The organism is Brevundimonas sp. UBA2503 (assembly GCF_002341485.1).
Taxonomy (GTDB): Bacteria; Pseudomonadota; Alphaproteobacteria; order Caulobacterales; family Caulobacteraceae; genus Brevundimonas; species Brevundimonas halotolerans.
Genome location: NZ_DDOD01000008.1, coordinates 54,780 through 70,529, shown reverse-complemented (window position 1 = coordinate 70,529; position 15,750 = coordinate 54,780). Strand labels below are relative to the sequence as shown.

General features: G+C 68.7%; 16 protein-coding genes. 13 read left to right on the top strand and 3 right to left on the bottom strand.

All coding sequences use genetic code 11. From position 1 onward, the window contains the following. Positions 1-290 precede the first annotated feature (290 nt). Positions 291-647, top strand: coding sequence for a chromosomal replication initiator DnaA (locus B4K74_RS03010; RefSeq protein ID WP_123286085.1), 357 nt, complete (start codon positions 291-293; stop codon positions 645-647). Further along, positions 644-1,360 (top strand): DUF6456 domain-containing protein, encoded by a 717-nt coding sequence (locus tag B4K74_RS03005; RefSeq protein ID WP_286691697.1) that lies wholly within the window; start codon positions 644-646, stop codon positions 1,358-1,360. The genes B4K74_RS03010 and B4K74_RS03005 overlap by 4 nt, the downstream gene beginning before the upstream one ends. A 103-nt stretch (positions 1,361-1,463) precedes the next feature. Here B4K74_RS03005 and B4K74_RS03000 read toward each other — a convergent pair whose 3' ends face one another. After that, the gene (locus tag B4K74_RS03000; protein WP_123286087.1) at positions 1,464-1,907 is read right to left on the bottom strand and encodes a SufE family protein; all 444 of its coding nucleotides are present in this window, start codon (positions 1,905-1,907) and stop codon (positions 1,464-1,466) included. 207 nt (positions 1,908-2,114) lie between these two features. Here B4K74_RS03000 and B4K74_RS02995 point away from each other — a divergent pair, with 207 nt between their 5' ends. Next, positions 2,115-3,830 (top strand): sensor histidine kinase, encoded by a 1,716-nt coding sequence (locus tag B4K74_RS02995; RefSeq protein ID WP_286691696.1) that lies wholly within the window; start codon positions 2,115-2,117, stop codon positions 3,828-3,830. Here the strand turns inward: B4K74_RS02995 and B4K74_RS02990 are convergent. Next, entirely contained in the window at positions 3,827-4,687 is an 861-nt protein-coding gene (locus B4K74_RS02990; protein ID WP_286691695.1) for a hypothetical protein, read from the bottom strand. The two genes, B4K74_RS02995 and B4K74_RS02990, sit on opposite strands and share 4 nt — an antisense overlap. A 56-nt stretch (positions 4,688-4,743) precedes the next feature. On the opposite strand from B4K74_RS02990, the gene B4K74_RS02985 reads away from it, so the two are divergent. From B4K74_RS02985 to B4K74_RS02960, 6 genes are all read left to right on the top strand, one after another. Beyond that, positions 4,744-5,070 carry a DUF1491 family protein gene (locus B4K74_RS02985; RefSeq protein WP_286691694.1) on the top strand — a complete coding sequence of 109 codons (327 nt, stop codon included), beginning with the start codon at positions 4,744-4,746 and terminating at the stop codon, positions 5,068-5,070. A gap of 114 nt (positions 5,071-5,184) precedes the next feature. Then, the gene (locus B4K74_RS02980; RefSeq protein WP_123286108.1) at positions 5,185-5,565 is read left to right on the top strand and encodes a hypothetical protein; all 381 of its coding nucleotides are present in this window, start codon (positions 5,185-5,187) and stop codon (positions 5,563-5,565) included. A 77-nt stretch (positions 5,566-5,642) separates the two neighbouring features. Further along, complete coding sequence (locus B4K74_RS02975; protein WP_286691693.1) at positions 5,643-7,160, top strand: tetratricopeptide repeat protein; 1,518 nt, start codon at positions 5,643-5,645, stop codon at positions 7,158-7,160. A 57-nt stretch (positions 7,161-7,217) separates the two neighbouring features. Continuing rightward, positions 7,218-8,861: a peptide chain release factor 3 gene (locus tag B4K74_RS02970; RefSeq protein ID WP_286691692.1), complete on the top strand. Its 1,644-nt coding sequence runs from the start codon at positions 7,218-7,220 to the stop codon at positions 8,859-8,861. A 132-nt stretch (positions 8,862-8,993) separates the two neighbouring features. Next, positions 8,994-9,503 (top strand): YbjN domain-containing protein, encoded by a 510-nt coding sequence (locus tag B4K74_RS02965; RefSeq protein ID WP_286691691.1) that lies wholly within the window; start codon positions 8,994-8,996, stop codon positions 9,501-9,503. A gap of 107 nt (positions 9,504-9,610) precedes the next feature. Beyond that, positions 9,611-10,864 (top strand): hypothetical protein, encoded by a 1,254-nt coding sequence (locus tag B4K74_RS02960; protein WP_286691690.1) that lies wholly within the window; start codon positions 9,611-9,613, stop codon positions 10,862-10,864. 4 nt (positions 10,865-10,868) lie between these two features. Here B4K74_RS02960 and cysQ read toward each other — a convergent pair whose 3' ends face one another. Next, a complete protein-coding gene (cysQ, locus tag B4K74_RS02955) occupies positions 10,869-11,648 on the bottom strand; it encodes a 3'(2'),5'-bisphosphate nucleotidase CysQ (RefSeq protein ID WP_286691768.1) in 780 nt (259 codons plus the stop codon). Between the two features lie 87 nt (positions 11,649-11,735). On the opposite strand from cysQ, the gene chpT reads away from it, so the two are divergent. The 4 genes from chpT to B4K74_RS02935 all read left to right on the top strand — a co-directional run bounded on the left by chpT (position 11,736) and on the right by B4K74_RS02935 (position 15,745). After that, complete coding sequence (chpT, locus tag B4K74_RS02950; RefSeq protein ID WP_286691689.1) at positions 11,736-12,431, top strand: histidine phosphotransferase ChpT; 696 nt, start codon at positions 11,736-11,738, stop codon at positions 12,429-12,431. A 104-nt stretch (positions 12,432-12,535) separates the two neighbouring features. Continuing rightward, positions 12,536-12,907, top strand: coding sequence for a response regulator (locus B4K74_RS02945; protein ID WP_286691688.1), 372 nt, complete (start codon positions 12,536-12,538; stop codon positions 12,905-12,907). Positions 12,908-12,941: 34 nt separating this feature from the next. Beyond that, positions 12,942-13,763, top strand: a complete 822-nt coding sequence (locus tag B4K74_RS02940) for a CheR family methyltransferase (RefSeq protein ID WP_286691687.1) — start codon at positions 12,942-12,944, stop codon at positions 13,761-13,763. 62 nt (positions 13,764-13,825) lie between these two features. Beyond that, positions 13,826-15,745 carry a M20/M25/M40 family metallo-hydrolase gene (locus B4K74_RS02935; RefSeq protein WP_286691686.1) on the top strand — a complete coding sequence of 640 codons (1,920 nt, stop codon included), beginning with the start codon at positions 13,826-13,828 and terminating at the stop codon, positions 15,743-15,745. Positions 15,746-15,750 lie beyond the last annotated feature (5 nt).

Sequence of the window (15,750 nt, the reverse complement as noted above, 5' to 3'; positions counted from 1 at the left end):
AAGAACAGTTAACGCCACTCCATTGAGGCGAATCGTAGGCTGATTTGCGAATCGCCGTCGAGAGTCTGTGAGTCAAGACGACGATATTTCTTTGCCGACGCGATCAAAACGCCTGCTGCCGGGCCCCGACAGCGGCCAGCCGGGGCCTCCAGGTCGCCAATCCCGCAACCTGCGATCCCGCTTCGCGTCGGCCCCTACGTCCCATTCTGACGTTTAACAGGTATTAATTCCTATCTCGACCGGGCGCGGCCCCATCCTTCCGGTCTGTTCCCCGAGAGAAAGGATTAGCCATGCCCCGCTCCTACCGCGTTCCCGTCACCGAAGCCGACCGCATCCGTGCGGGACTGGCACTTCATCTGGTTGCCGCCTGCACCGGCGTCAGCGCTGAACAGATGGCCGGTACCGATCGCCTGCCGCCCCCGGCGTGCCGGGCCCGTTGGCTGGCCTTCTATCTGGCCCATGTGGCCTATGGCTGGCCGCTGGAGCGTGTCGGTCATGCCTACGGCGTCAACCGCGCGACGGTCGCCGGCGCCTGCCGCTGGGCCGAGGATGCGCGCGACCGCCCGGCCCTCGACGCCCTGCTCGACAGGCTGGAAGACTTCACCCGCACCCTGCTGGGTGACGCGCCCGTGGTCCTGCCGCGATGAGCCTGCGCACCGACCGCGCCCGCCGCCTGCTGCTCGACAAGGGCGGCTGGATCGAGGCCACCACGCCGGGGGTCTATGTCCTGCGTATCCTGCCGGACCGCCGCGCCCGGGTCGTGCTGCGACTGGACGAAAGCGAGTTCACCGCCCTGGCCCGCGACCCGGGCCTCGCGGTGCGCAAGGGCGGCGGCTTTCAGGCCCGCCGGGCCGCAGGGGCCAACCGCCCGGGTCCGGCTGGCGGAGCCCCCGGCCGGATCGACGCGATCCAGACCCGCACCCTGCCCGACGGCGCCACCCTGCCGGTGCGGGTCAATCTGGGCGACAGCGCCATCGCCTGGCTGGCGCGGCGCAAGGATGCCGCCGGGCGTCCCTGGCTGACCCCGACCGAGGTCGCCGCAGGCTTGCGCCTGACCCGCGATGCCGAACTGGCCATGAAAGGTCCCTCCCTGACCCAGAGGTGGGACGCCCTGCCCCGCTCCGGCGCCGGCACCGCCGCCCGGGTCGAGCCAGGCGATGCCAGCCTCGCCGCCGGCCACCGCGTGGCCCGCGCGCTTCAGGCCGCCGGTCCCCGCCTCGCCCCCATGCTCGAGGCCGTCTGCATCCGAAGCTCCGCCCTCCAGGCCGCCGAGGGCCAGCTCGGCCTCCGCCGCCGCCAAGGCAAAACCGTCCTCAAACACGCCCTGCAAGCGCTGGCGGAACACTATGGAACCGGGTGACCGACATGGTGGCGTTTCAGACGGTTCAGACGGTTCAGACGGTTCAGACGGTTCAGACGGTATTTTTCAGGGTCTGAATTGGCCAGGCCGAAAAAACCCGGGCTCAGCCGGCCGGCACCAGCGCCGCCTCGCGGATCCGTCCGACCATCTGGTTCAGACCGTTGGCGCGCTGGCGGGTCAGGGCCTGGGGCAGGCCCAGCGAGTCCAGCGCTGCCCGGGCGTCAAAGCCCAGAATTTCGTCGCGCGTCCGGCCGGAATAGAGGCCCAGCAGCAGGGCGATATTGCCCTTGGAGATGGCGCTGTCGGAGTCCGCATGGAACCACAGGCGCTCGCCCCCGTCCTCGACCGCCAGCCACACCCGGGACGCGCAGCCCGGCACCAGATTGGCCTCGGTCCGGGCGGCATCGGGCAGCGGCGCCAGCCCCTGACCCAGCTCGATCACATAGGCCAGCCGCTCCTCCCAGTCGCCCAGCAGGTCGAACGACTCCTGCAACTCGGCCAGGGCCTCGTCGAGGGTCTCGGTGGGGGGTGTGTGCGTCTCGGCCATGCCCTTCGAATAGGTATGCGGGCCGGCAAGGGCAATGCGACACGCCCGGCGTTAATCTTTAACGGCCTGTCGTTCCCCAGTTTTCAGCCCCCGTCCCCTTGCCTGCAATCCCCTGACACGGGAGCGGCCTCGCAGGGAATCGCCTCGCCCGGTAGGTTGGAAGCGCCAGCCCGTGGCAACCGCCCCGTTCACCTTGTCGGAAACCCCTTGCCGCTTTCCTCCTCGCCCGTCCGGTCCGGTCGCCCCGTCGGCGATCTGCCCGCCCTGACCGCCTCGCACGCGGCCTGGGCGGCGATGACGGCATTGGCGGCGCTGGGTCTGCGGGTGATCGAGCCCGGGCCGGGGCTGCACGGTCCGGTCTTCTTCGGCATGCTGGCCATGGCCGTGCCCGGTCTGGCCGGTCTGACCCTGCTGTGGCGCGACGGCGCCCGGGCGCGTCTGGCCGTGCTGGGTATCTGGTCGCTGGCCGCAGCGGTCACCGCCCTTCTCTCCGGCGGCATTGGCGGCAGTCTGTCGGGCTATCTGCTGATGCCGGTGGCGGCCGGACTACTGCTGGGCAGCGGACGCCCCGGCGGGCTGAAGCTGGCCCTGCTGGGCACGGCGGCCTCCGCCATCTCCGCCCTGATCGGCATGGGCGCAGCCCTGATGGGCGATCCCTCCGTCGCCCTGCCCTTTACCGCAGCATTTTCCGCCCTGTCGGCGGCCGGGGCGACGGCGGTGGCGCTGCAACTGGCCTGGCGTCTGCGTGAGCAGGAACTGGGCGAGGCCCTGAGCTCGGTCGCCCGGGTCGAGACCGTCCTGTCGGCCCAGCCGGGCCTGACCCTTGTGCTGGACGGCACCGCCCGGGTGCTGGCGGCCTATGGCGTGCCGCCCCAGCCCCTGCCCGTGGCGCCCCTGCTGGACGAGGGGTTGATGGCCGCCGTTCACGCCCCCGACCGCCAAACCCTGATGGCTGCCCTCAAGCGCGCCGGTGAAGGCGGCGAGGCCCAGATCCGCTTCACCCCGCGCAAGGCCCTGGATCGCCGCATCGCCCTTCTGGTGCGGCGCATGGACAGCCCGGACGGCGAACTGCGCCTGATCGCCCAGGCCTTTGACGCCACCGACGCCTACGTCCGCGAAGTGGCCCTCGACACCGCCCGCGCCGAGGCCGAGGCCACCAGCCGCTCCAAGTCGCGGTTCCTCGCGACCATGAGCCACGAACTGCGGACCCCGTTGAACGCGGTGCTGGGCTTTGCCGACATCATGCGCCAGAGTTTGTTCGGCCCTCTGCCGGCCCGCTATGCCGACTATGCCCAGTCGATCCATTCGGCGGGCGAGCACCTGCTGGACCTGATCAATGATGTGCTCGACGTCTCCAAGATCGAGGCCGAGCGCTATCAGCTCAGCATGGAGCGGTTCGACGCCCGCGAAGTGCTGTCCGACGCCCTGGCCCTCGTCCGGCCGCGCGCCGACGAGACCGGCGTCCATCTGTCGACCGTGCTCCCGTCCGAGCCGGTCATGGTCGAGGCTGACCGTCGCGCCCTAAAGCAGATCGCCCTCAACCTGTTGTCCAATGCGGTCAAGTTCACGCCGGCCGACGGTTCAGTGACCGTCACGGTCGAGGGCATCGGTCCCTATCTGGAACTGGTCATCTCCGACACCGGCACCGGCATCGCGCCCGAAGACCTGAAGCGCCTCGGCAAGCCTTTCGAGCAGGCCGGCGGCGAGGCACAGCGGGCCCAGGGCACAGGCCTCGGCCTGTCATTAGCCCGCGCGCTCAGCGAACTGCACGGCGGACGGCTGTCGATCGACAGCACCCTCGGCGAAGGCACAGCCGTGACCGTGCGTCTGCCGGTCCACAAGCATCAGGTGGAGGAGGGCCAGCATCCAGGGGCCGAGATCATCGCCTTCTCTCCGGCCGCCAGCCAGTCGTCAGAACCCTAGAGCGGGCCCATCTGCAGGAAGGCCCGACCGGCCGAGATGTCTCCGACTTCAAAGGCCGCCCGCGCCACACTGCCGTCGCGGAACAGGAACTCGACCCAGAAGCCTTCGCGGGGGTCCAGCCGCTCAAGCTGCGTCCCCAGGCTGGCGGGAAAGCTCCAGACCTCCCCGGCACGGCGGTCGGCGGCCAGCAGCATCCGGGTCGCCGGCGCCTGCGACATGGCCATCACCGCCCGGCGGGAGGGTGCGGGCGGCAGGGCTCCGGCCCGGCCCAGCCACGGCCGGGCCATGACGCCGGTGTCCCGCATCACCACCCGGGCGGCATAGGGACGGGGCGCGCCGACGAAGGACACCACGACCTTCATCTCGCCCTCGACCGAGGTCTGGCCGAACCGTACCGGCGAGGCCCCGGTCTGTGAGGTCTGGCTGAGCGCCCACGTCTCTTGAGAATAGGCCCGGCGGTCGGCCAGCCAGGGCTGTTCCAGTCCGGGGAAGCTCAGCGACGGAATGCGGCGCCAGCCGTCAAAGGCCATCTCGACCCGGTCCGCGACCATGGCCAGTTCGGGATCGTTGCAGGCGACCTCGGCGGCCCTCGCCTGCGCCCGGCGGGCGGTGGCATTGACCTCGGCCGTCTCGGTCCCGGCCCGAAGTGCCGCACTGCGCGCCTGGCGGGTCGATACCGTCAGGGCCGCGCCCAGCTCATCCGAGAACAGGCCGCACCGCTCATGCGCCGCCAACACAAAGCTGCGCTCATAGAAGGGCACGGATCCCCCGGCCAACACTGGGCCTGCGGCCGTGAGAAGCGCCGCCGCCATGGCCATGGCAGACCCCGCCCGTCCAATCTGTGCTTTCCTCGACATGAGGGGCAGCCTAAGGCTCAGACCTTCCAGCCGGGTTTCAAAGCAGGGTTATCGAATTGCTTCTCGCCACCGATGTCTGGGTCGGGGCCCTGATCCGACGGGCCCAGCTGGGCGGGGCCTTCGCCACCGTCGCCCGCCATGGCGATGCCCGCGCCGGCGCCGTGCTGGTCAAGATCTATGACAGCGCCAACCGCACCGCCCGCCTCTATTCCGAGGCCACCGGCCCTGACGGCGACCGCCTGTGGATGCGCCCGCTCGACACCGAGGTCGAGACCGAGGTCGACGCCTATATAGAGCGACAAGCGCGCTTCGACAGCGACCTCTGGGTCGTCGAGATCGAGGACCGCGAGGGCCGCCACTTCCTCACCGAAAAGGTCACCTGAGGCGCCGCGTCTGGTCGTAAATGCTTAACCGCGTTCGGGAACGGAACCTCAAACGCTGCCCGCTAGGGTGATCACAACGGGGCAGACATGACCCCGGTGATGGTGGGTGTGCTTATGCTGTTTCTTCTCAACGACGTTGTCTTCGATCTGGACGAGGCCTCACCGGTCACGCCCGCCGACGCGCGCCGGTTCGAGAAGCTGGGCTTTGACTATCTGCTCGAACTGGGTTGCGAACTGTTTGCCGAAGACCCGCTCCTGCATCGCAACGACCCGGCCCGCGCCCGGCGTCTGGCCTGGCTGATCCACGACCGGGGTCCGGACATCACCGCCGCCCTGTTCGCCGCCCCCGCAGCCGGATGTGATCCGGCGCTGGTCGAGCCGCAGTTCTGCGCCCTTCCGGACGAGGTCCTGGGTCAACTTCATGACCGTGCCCGTCGCGGGAAGCCCGATGCCGTAGCCGTTGATCGCGCTGTCTGGGGTCGCCTCGCCGCCTGAGGTTGCAAACGCCCAAGCTTGCCTGCCCCCCGCTTTCCCCGCTAGCCTGACGGTTCTGTTCGGGGGAGCACCAGATCATGGGCATTATCACACGTCTGGGCCTTGCCCTCTGCGCCGCGCTGCTGCTGGCTGTTACTGCGGCTGCGACGCCGGCCCGCGCCGCCTGGCTGAAGGCCGAAACGCCGAACTTCATCATCTATTCCGAAGGGGGCGAGCGCCCCTTGCGCGAATACGCCACCAAGCTTGAGGTCTACGACCGCTTCCTGCGCATGCGGTTCGGGGTTCCGCTGGACAGGCCCGTGGGCCGCAAACTGCCCATCTACCTGGTGCGCCGCCAGCGTGACCTTGAGCAGGTGCGGCCCGGTCTGGGTAACACCGTCGCCGGCTTCTACTACCCGGGCGAAGAAGACATCTTTGCCGTAGCGGTGACCGGGGACGGCGATTTCACCCTGCTGCACGAATATGCACACCACTTCTTCTTCCAGCATTTCTCGACATATTACCCCGGCTGGCTGGTCGAAGGCCTCGCCGAATATGTGATGACGGCCCGTATCTGGCCCGACCGCATCCAGGTCGGCGCCCATAACGAGAACCGCGCGTCCTGGTTGATGAACTCGTCCTGGCTGCCGCTGGAAGAACTGCTGACCAATCGCTTCGGCGAGGTCGAACATGAGCCGCACCGGCTGACCTATTATCCCGTCGCCTGGCTGCTGACCCACTGGTTCATGAGTTCGCCCGAGCGGGTGGTCCAGCTTGAGGCCTACCTCGGGCTGATCCGTCAGGGCGTGGATCCGGTCACCGCCATGCAGCAGGCCACGGGCCTGTCGTTGGCCCAACTCCGCAATGTGCTGCGCGATCACATGTACGGCCGGATCGAGTTGAATACCTATGACATCGATCTGGACATCCAGGTCGAGATCAGCCGCCTGCCGCCCTCGGCCGACGACCTGCTGCTGCTGGGCCAGCGACTGAAGATGCCGATGTCCGAAGAGGACCGCGCGATGGCGCTTGAGGAGTCCCGCCGCATGGCCGCCCGTCACCCCGACGATCCGCTGGCCTTGCTGGTGCTGGGTCATGCCGAGCTGCACATGGGCGACCGGGCTGCAGGCGAGGCCGCCTTCACCCGCCTTCTGGAACAGCAGCCCGAAAACATCGAAGCCCTGCAGTTCATGGCCATGGCCCGCATCGAGGATGCCGCCGACCTGCCGGACGAGCGCACCGACCTCATGAACCGGGCGCGCGGTTATCTGGTCACGGCCTATGGCGTCGATCCCGGCAACTATCTGACCCTGCTGCTGATCGCACGCTCGCGCGACGGCGCGCCGGGCTATCCGAACGACAACGATCTGGCGACGTGGGAGATGGCCTTCATCGCCGCGCCGCAACTGTCGGGCATCCGTCTGGGCGCGGGTCACGCCTTCCTGGCCGCCGGGGACAAGGCGACCGCCATCGCCTTGCTGGAGCCGCTCGCCAATGCCCCGCACGGGGGCGAGGGCGCCGAATCCGCGCAAAAGCTGATCGATCAGGCCAACGGTGTCGTCCGCGAGGATAGCGCCGAGGCCGAGCCGGAGGCCGAAACCGCAGCGGCGGACTGACCCCCTTCCCGGTTCATGGCGTGACTTCACGGGCCGGACAGGCTAACCCCCCGCGCCATGTCGCAAGCCTCTCTCGCCCAGGAAGCGTCCCGTCGCCGGACCTTCGCCATCATCGCCCACCCCGATGCGGGCAAGACCACCCTGACCGAGCACATCCTGCTGGCGGGCGGCGCCATTCGCGCGGCCGGTGCCGTGCGGGCGCGCGGCGAAAACCGCCGTACGCGCTCGGACTGGATGAAGATCGAGAAGGAGCGCGGCATCTCCGTCTCGGCCTCGGTCATGACGTTCGAGCATGACGGCAAACGCTTCAACCTGCTGGACACCCCGGGCCACGAGGACTTCTCGGAAGACACCTACCGGACCCTGACCGCCGCCGACTGCGCCATCATGGTGCTGGACGCCGCCAAGGGCATCGAGCCGCAGACGCTCAAGCTGTTCGAGGTCTGCCGCCTGCGCGACATTCCGATCATTACCTTCATCAACAAGCTGGACCGCGAGGCCCAGGATCCCATGGCCTTGCTGGACGAGATCGCCAGCCGGCTGCAGCTGGACCCCGCCCCCATCTGGTGGCCGGCGGAGAGCGGCAATCGCTTGCGCGGCATGGTCGAGGTCGCGACAGGTGCCTTCCAGCCCTATGCCCGCAAGGCCCCCGGCGCGGCTGACGAGCCCGACCACCCCGAGGCCCTGCCGCTGGATCAGGCCGGGGCCTATTTCGAAGAGGGCGAACAGGCCAGCCTGCAGGACGCCCTTGATCTGGTCCGCGAGGGCTATCCGACCTTTGACGTCAACGCCTTCCTCGAAGGCCATATGACGCCGGTGCTGTGGGGCTCGGCCCTGCGCCATTTCGGTATCGAGGCCCTGCTGCAGGCGATCGGCACCTGGGCGCCGTCGCCCAAGGTCATGAAGGCCCGCAAGGAAGCCCCGCCCGAGACCCGCAATGCCCCCGCGCCCGAAGACATCACCATCCAGCCGGGCGAGGATCAGGTGACCGGCTTTGTCTTCAAGGTCCAGGCCAATATGGACCCCAACCACCGCGACCGGATCGCCATGTTCCGCATGGCTTCGGGCAGCTTCAAGCGCGGCATGAAGCTGAAGGTGCAGAACACCGGCAAGTCGTTGTCGGTCAATGCGCCGATCATGTTCTTCGCCTCCGACCGCGAACTGGCCGAGGAGGCCCACGCAGGCGACGTCATGGGTATACCGAACCACGGCGTGCTGCGGGTCGGCGACAGCCTGTCCGAGACCGGCCTGGTCCGCTTTGCCGGCCTGCCGAACTTCGCCCCCGAAATCCTGCAGCGCGTGCGGGTCAAGGATCCGCTCAAGGCCAAACACCTGAAGAAGGCGCTGGACGGCCTGGCCGAAGAAGGCGTCACCCAGCTGTTCCGGCCCGAGATCGGCGCGGACTTCATCGTCGGCGCCGTCGGTCAGTTGCAATTCGAGGTCATGGCCGACCGCCTCGGAGAGGAATACGGCCTCGACGTCATCTTCGAACCCAGCCCCTATGCCGAGGCCCGCTGGATTGCTCCCGCCGAAGGCGCGACCAGGGCCGACGTCGAGGACTTCATGGGCAAATACCGTCCCCAGATGGCCGGCGACCTCGACTCTGACCCCGTCTTCCTCGCCAAGACCAGCTGGGAAACCGGCTACGTCACCGAACGCTTCCCCAAGGTCCGGTTTCTGAAGACAAAGGAGCGGGGCTGACGGTCCACAGGGCATCGAACGCCGATCTGTGCCCTCCGAACCACACGGCGCCCGCCCGTCACATCCTGTCATCTGGCCATCGCGGCCAGCTTGCGTCTAGGATCACGGTCGCAGCAGAGGAGAGGGATCATCATGCGCTTTATCATTGCGGCCGTGCTTGCCGCCGTCAGTCTGGGGATGGCCGTTCCGGCCGAGGCGCAGAGCCGCCGGGGCACGGAAGAGGTCTTTTTCGCCCTCACCCATGCCGACCTTCAGGGCATTCTGGCTGCCGAGGGCTATGACGAGCTGAAACAGACGGAGCCCGGCATCTTCAACATCACGGTCGAGGGTGGGTTCAAGATGACCGTCGAGCAGCGGGTCTGCGATGCGGAGGGTCAGCCCGAGGGCTGCCTTGGCATGTCGATCATGGCCAGCTGGGGCTATTCTCCGGAACAGCGCCCGACCCTTGAGGCGCTGGCGAACGAGTTCAACGGGCAGTACAGCATCGCCAAGGTCATCGTGTTCGACGACGCCATCGCCATCGAGCGCTACGTCATCACCGATGGCGGCGTAACGCGCGAGCATGTCTCCCGCGAGATGAACGAATTCCTGAACATTTCCGACGTCCTGGTCGAGAAAATGATCGAGGCGCTCGGCCTCTGATGCGACCGCCGCCGTCCGGTGCGAACCGGACGGTCGGCACCGCGTTTGCTTCGACAGGGTTCACGGCGGGCGAAGCGTCCCGCGACGGGACGATCGGAGCGTGGCCCATGTTCGAGTTCGGGCGGGATCTCAGGCGGCTTTTTGACGGTCATCAGGCCGATCAGGATCTCGGCTGGCTGGAGGTGGTCGACGTCGATGTGCTGCGCGGCGAGGCCCGGCGTCAGACGGTCGACGCCGGCCGGGCCACCTGTCCGCGCCCGGTGCAGGCCTGGCTGCTGGCCTCGGCCCTGTGGCGCGAGCACACCCGCCGTTCCGGTGCCGCCGACAGCCTGCAGCACGCCCGCCTGACCGCACTGGATGGGCGCAAGGCCGCCCGCACCAACGATGAACGGGCCGAGGCCGTGATGGCGCTGGCCGAGACCATGGTGCTGAGCTTTGACCTGTACGGCGGGCCCGACTCACTCACCCGCGCGCTGAGCCTGACCGACGGGCTGAAGGACCATGCGACCCGGCCCCTGCTGAAGGTTCGACTGACCGCCCTGCATGCCCGCATCCGGGCCCGGCAGGTCCGATCGCCGGACGGGGACAGCCTGCAGGCCATGGCCTTTCTGGATCAGGCCGTTCACGAGCTGTCGCGTCGTCCCGGCCTGCTGCTGGACACGCTGAAACTGGATCGGGCCGCCCTGACCCTGACCTTCGGGATCGAGCGGCGCGACGCGCGCCTGCTGGATCAGGCCGGGCGCGAACTGCGCGAGCTGGTCGACACCTGCCCGGCAGAGCGCCGCCCCCTGACCCGGGCCCGCGCCCTGGCCCTGTGCGGCGCGGGACTGTCGGCTTTGGCCGCGCTGGCCGACAATGGCGAGGCATTGGAGCAAGGCCGCGCCCTGTTCGACGCCGCCTGCGACCAGTTCACGCCCGACCACAGCCCGATGGATTGGGCCGCTGTGACCCTTGCGCGATCCGCCGCCCTGCCCGGCGCGGCCTGTCTGAGCTCTGATGGCGGCCAATCCGACGTTTTGGGTGGACTGACCCGGAACCGGACCGTGCTGGGGCTGGCCCTCGCCGATGCGGTCGTCGAGGGCGGCGTGATGAAGGCCGAAAGTCAGGGGGACATTCTGGCCCTCGACCGGCTGGCGGCACGCCTGCGCTCCCGGCTGGCCATGGACCGCCCGCGCCCGGTCGCCTGGGCCGTCGACCAGATCGGCCTCGCCCGGGTGGCTCTCGCCAAGGCACGCCTGCTGGACAAGCCCGCCGGGCCTGTCCGTCTGGTGCTGGTCGAGGCGGCGGCTGCGGCACGGGATGAAGGCGCGGACCTGATTGCTGACCGGGCCGATCACCTCCTGCGTCAGGTTACGGACTGACCGATCAGCCGCCCATGGCCACAAACGGACCGTTCATGAAGCCGGGCTTGCCATAGGCCAGCGGCTGGCTGTCCATGTCGAGAACTCGACCGCCGGCGGCCTCCAGCACCGCCTGCCCGGCCGCCGTATCCCACTCTGAGGTCGGGCCGGTGCGCGGATAGACATCGAACCGCCCCTCCGCGATCAGGCAGAATTTCAGCGAGGAATCCATGCCGGTCCAGCTGCCGCAGCCATAGCGGGCGGCCAGCTTGTCGGCCTCGTCATCCTTGAGGCTGTGGCTCAGCAGGGCAAGGGCCTGATCCGGTCGGTCGCGGACCCGGATCGGCTGCCAGGCCTCGCCAAAGCGACGGCGGCGGGCACCCGAGGCATCGCCCACCCAGGTCAGGCCGGTCGCCGGAGCTGAAACGACGCCCGCCACAACCCGCCCCTGATCGACCAGGGCAATGTTGACGCTGAAGCTTTCGCCACCGCGCACAAACCCCTTGGTCCCGTCCAGAGGATCGATAAGCCAGAAACAGTCTGCAGCCTCCCCCGGCCGCCCGTCCGCTTCACACGCCTCTTCGGCCACGGCGGACACGCCGGGATAAAGCCTGGCCAGCTGTTTGAGGATCAGCACCTCGGCCTCGCGGTCGGCCAGGGTGACGGGGCTGTTGTCGGCCTTGGTGATGACCTCGGCACCCGCCCGCCAGTAGGGCAGAATTACCGCGGAGGCCGCCTCGGCGAGGTCGGCCAGGGTTTCGACAAGCTGTCCGCTCTCGAAATCGGACGTCAGGGAATCGTGCATCCCGGCCTGATAGACGATCCCGGCGGTTTCCCGAACCCGCAAATCAGGTCAGCCTTGGTCCACGCTGCTGCCGGAGCCCTGCCCCCTATGATGTCCCAAGCCTTCGCCCCTCAATCCGACGACGCGACCGGGGCGACCACCGATCACGACGAGACCGAGCTGGCCACCCAGATCGTCGCCAAACTGTGCCACGACTTTATCAGCCCGGCCGGGGCCATGAGCTCGGCACTGGACCTGATGACCGATCCCGACTCGGCCGACATGCATGCCGACGCGCTGGACCTGATGCAGCAGAGCGCGGCCAAGATGGTCGCCCTGGTCCGCTATGCCCGCGTGGCCTATGGCGCCGCGACCTCGAACCAGAATTTCTCGGGCGACGAACTGAAGACCACGGTCACCGACCTGCTGGCCGGTGGGCGGGCTTCCATCGACTGGCAGATCCCCGGCGGTGACTACGCCAAGCCGCACGCCCGCATCCTGGTCAATCTGGCCTATGTCGCGGTCGGCGCCCTGCCGACCGGCGGCACCGCCACCCTCAGCGCCCAGCGCGCGGACGGCCATCTGATCCTGACGACCGTCTCCGAAGGGCCCCGCGCCCGGCTGAAACCCGAGGCCGTTCAGGGCCTGTCGGGCGCGGCGCTTACGGACGGCCTACCCGGCCAGTGGATCCAGCCGCACTGGCTTTGGCGCTCGGTGCGCGGCCAAGGCGGCACGCTACAGGTTTCGACTGACGAGAACCGGGTCGAGCTAGTGGCCCGTCTGCCCCTGTCCACGAACGGTTAAGATGTCTTAACAGCCCTTACCAACGCCTCGTTAACCGGCAGTTTGCGATCATGGAGACCCCGAGGCCCCCCGGCACCCGACCTGCACCCGAACGGAATCCGACCTTGAGCTCCAGACTTTGTCTGATCGTCGATGACAGCCGCATCATCCGCAAGGTGTCGCGTCGCATCGTCGAGGCCCTGGGCTTCGATGTCGATGAGGCTGCGGACGGGGCCGAGGCACTGACCTTCTGCACCGGGGCCATGCCCGATGTCATCCTGCTGGACTGGAACATGCCGGTCATGGACGGACTGACGTTCCTGCGGCGGCTGCGGACCATGCCCGACGGGGGGCGGCCCAAGGTGCTGTTCTGCACCATCGAAACGGCGGTCGACCGTATTACCGAGGCCCTGGCTGCCGGGGCCGATGACTATGTGATGAAACCCTTCGACGGAGAAATCCTCCACGCCAAATTCGCCGAGGTCGGCGCCGTCTGACGATGCTGACCCTTGACCTCCACCAGGCCACGCCATGAGCCCCGAAGACTTTGACAGACTGCAGGCCCTGGTCGCGACGCGCACAGGAAACCGGCTTCGGCGGGATCGGCTGAATCTGGCCGAGCACCGGCTGGGCCCGGTCGCGCGCCGGGCAGGCTTTGACAGTGTCGACGTCATGCTGGCCGCCCTGTGGAGCAAGCCGGTCGCCAGTCTGGCGTGGGAGATCATCGAGTCCTTGCTGAACGGCGAGACCTGGTTCCGTCGCGACCGCGCAGCCTTTCGCACCATGACCGAGGAACTGCTGCCGGCCCTGTCGCAGGCGCGTCAGGGGCGCACGCTGAAGATCTGGTCGGCCGGGTGTTCGACCGGCCAGGAGGCATGGTCGCTGGCCATGGCGGCCCTGGACCTGAAGCTGGATGTCGAGGTGCTGGGCAGCGACCTGAACCGCATCGCCCTCGAGAAGGCGCATCAGGGGGCCTATACAGGCTTTGAGATCCAGCGGGGCCTGTCGGCGGCCACCATGGTGCGATGGTTCCAGCCGCAGGGCGAACTATGGACAGCGGCCGATCCCCTGAAACGCGTCGTGCGGTTCGAGCGCGCCAATCTTGTCGACCTGAGCGCAACCGAGCCCGACGACCGCTTTGACGTCATCTTCTGTCGCAATGTGCTGACCGGTATGGAGCCGGCCGCCCGGGCGCTGGTGCTGGAAGGTCTGGAGCGGCGGCTGGTCGACGACGGCTGTCTGTTCCTCGGGGCCGACGAAAGCCTGAACGGCGACAGCCTGGCTTTCCGGCCCGTCAGCGGGCGTCGCGGCCTGCACGTTAAATCCCCGACCTTCCTGCAACGCGCTGCCTGATCCGCCTTACGCACCGCAAACGGCTGGGTTAGGGTCGGGACATGGTCGGTAAGGGGGTGACAATGTCGGCAGCCAGTCCGAGCCCGCGTGCGCGGATCGTCAGGGGCCATCCGGCGCTGGGCATCCTGCTGCTGGTGTCCCTGTTGCTGGGGCTGGGTCTGGCCGCCCTGCTGACCCGCACGCCCGCGCCCCGTCCTGCGGACGCAGAGGCCTCGGTCTTCTCGGCCGGGCGCGCCATGGTCGACGTCGAGCGACTGGCCCGCGCGCCGCGCCCGCTGGGCACCCCCGAGCACGCCGCGGCCCGGGCCTACCTGCTGGGCCGGATGCAGGCGCTGGGGCTGGACCCGGTGGTCATGGAGGGACCGCTGTCCCCCGGCTCGATCCGGCGGATGGAGCGCTGGGAGCTGTCGCCCGAAGCCGCCGGTTACCGGGTCCGTAATCTGGTCGGCCAGTTGCCGGGGCGCGACCCGTCCGCCGCCCCCGTGGTGCTGATGGCCCACTATGACAGTGTGCCCGGCTCGCCCGGGGCGGCCGACGACGCGACCGGCGTCGCCGCCGTGCTGGAAGCCGTCCGGGCCATTCAGGCGCGGGGTCCGACCGAGCGCCCGCTGATCGTGCTGATCACCGACGCCGAGGAGTTGGGCCTTGACGGGGCCCGTGTCTTCTTCGGCGACTATCCCGACCGGGCGCGGATCGGCTTTGTCGTCAATCTGGAGGCGCGCGGCGGCGGCGGACGCGCCATGATGTTCGAGACCGGCCCGGGTAACGCCGGCGCAGTTGGCCTTCTGGCCGGGGCCGCCCCGCATATCGACGGCGGGGTGACCAGCAATTCGCTGGCGGTGGCCATCTACCGGATGATGTCGAACGACACGGACTTTTCCGTGCCGCGAGAGCGGGGCATTGCCGGGCTGAACTTTGCCTTCATCGGTCGGGCCGACCAGTACCACCGCCCGTCCTCGACCCCGGACGCGCTGGACAAGGGCAGTCTGCAGCACATCGGCTCGCAGGCGCTGGAGGTCACCGACCGGCTGCTGCGCGCCGAGACCCTGCCGGAAGCCGGACCGGACCGCGTCTATGCCGATGCGTTCGGCGGGGCGATGCTCGTCATGGCAGCGCCCTGGGGCTGGGGACTGGTGCTTCTGTCGCTTGGGCTGCTGGCCTTTGCCGTCTTCCGCAGCCGGACGGCGCTGGCCAGTCTGTTGCGAGGAGCCGTCGATGGCGTCGCCTTCCTGGCGGGGGCCTTTGTTCTGGCGCAGGCGGTGCGGCTGGCGGCGGGGCCGATGCTGCGGCGGGTCGAGTCGGCCGATGTCTATTATCAGCTGCTGGAGCGGCTGCCCTTGATGGAAGTCGCTACCGGTCTGGCCCTGTTCGGGGCGGCACTGGTGTTTCTGGCGGGCGCGAGCGGCAAGCTGCGCATGGCGTGGATGGGCACCGTCGCGGTCCTCGGTCTGCTGGTCCAGCTGATCGGCGGCTGGGACCCGGTCAGCGCGGGCATGACCGCTCTGGCCCTTGTCGCCGCCATTCCGGTGCCGCCACCGGCGGCCAGCCCCTGGCCGCGCTGGCTGGGGCTGATCGGGCTGGTGCTGGTGCTGGGCGCGGTGGCGCAGGCGCTGCTGCCGGAGGCCGCCTTCCTGCTGCTGTGGCCCGGGCTGGTCGCGGTCGCGGCTGCCGCCTTCGTCGCCGCGATCGATCCGGAGCTGAGGCGGGTCCGGATCGGTCTGATCCCGGTCGTCGCGACCGTGGTCGTTGGGGGCTGGTTGCTGGCCATGGGCCATCCGGTGTTCCTCGGCATCGGCATGGACCTGCCGGGCATACTGGCCCTGATCGCCCTGCTGTGGCTGAGCCTTGCGGCGCCGCTGGCGCTGATGACGCCGAACAGTCCGGGCGCCGGGCCGTGGTCGGGCCTGAGGATCATCGGACTGGTGCTGATCGTGGCGGCGGTCTCCGTTTCGGCCTCGGCCCTCGTCTTCATGCCCGGCTGACCCGC

Coding starts and splice junctions, on each gene's coding strand:
- B4K74_RS03010 (WP_123286085.1), top strand. CDS start 291: ATGCCCCGCTCCTACCGCGTTCCCGTCACCGAAGCCGACCGCATCCGT.
- B4K74_RS03005 (WP_286691697.1), top strand. CDS start 644: ATGAGCCTGCGCACCGACCGCGCCCGCCGCCTGCTGCTCGACAAGGGC.
- B4K74_RS03000 (WP_123286087.1), bottom strand. CDS start 1,907: ATGGCCGAGACGCACACACCCCCCACCGAGACCCTCGACGAGGCCCTG.
- B4K74_RS02990 (WP_286691695.1), bottom strand. CDS start 4,687: ATGTCGAGGAAAGCACAGATTGGACGGGCGGGGTCTGCCATGGCCATG.
- B4K74_RS02980 (WP_123286108.1), top strand. CDS start 5,185: ATGCTGTTTCTTCTCAACGACGTTGTCTTCGATCTGGACGAGGCCTCA.
- B4K74_RS02975 (WP_286691693.1), top strand. CDS start 5,643: ATGGGCATTATCACACGTCTGGGCCTTGCCCTCTGCGCCGCGCTGCTG.
- B4K74_RS02970 (WP_286691692.1), top strand. CDS start 7,218: ATGTCGCAAGCCTCTCTCGCCCAGGAAGCGTCCCGTCGCCGGACCTTC.
- B4K74_RS02965 (WP_286691691.1), top strand. CDS start 8,994: ATGCGCTTTATCATTGCGGCCGTGCTTGCCGCCGTCAGTCTGGGGATG.
- B4K74_RS02960 (WP_286691690.1), top strand. CDS start 9,611: ATGTTCGAGTTCGGGCGGGATCTCAGGCGGCTTTTTGACGGTCATCAG.
- cysQ (WP_286691768.1), bottom strand. CDS start 11,648: ATGCACGATTCCCTGACGTCCGATTTCGAGAGCGGACAGCTTGTCGAA.
- chpT (WP_286691689.1), top strand. CDS start 11,736: ATGATGTCCCAAGCCTTCGCCCCTCAATCCGACGACGCGACCGGGGCG.
- B4K74_RS02940 (WP_286691687.1), top strand. CDS start 12,942: ATGAGCCCCGAAGACTTTGACAGACTGCAGGCCCTGGTCGCGACGCGC.
- B4K74_RS02935 (WP_286691686.1), top strand. CDS start 13,826: ATGTCGGCAGCCAGTCCGAGCCCGCGTGCGCGGATCGTCAGGGGCCAT.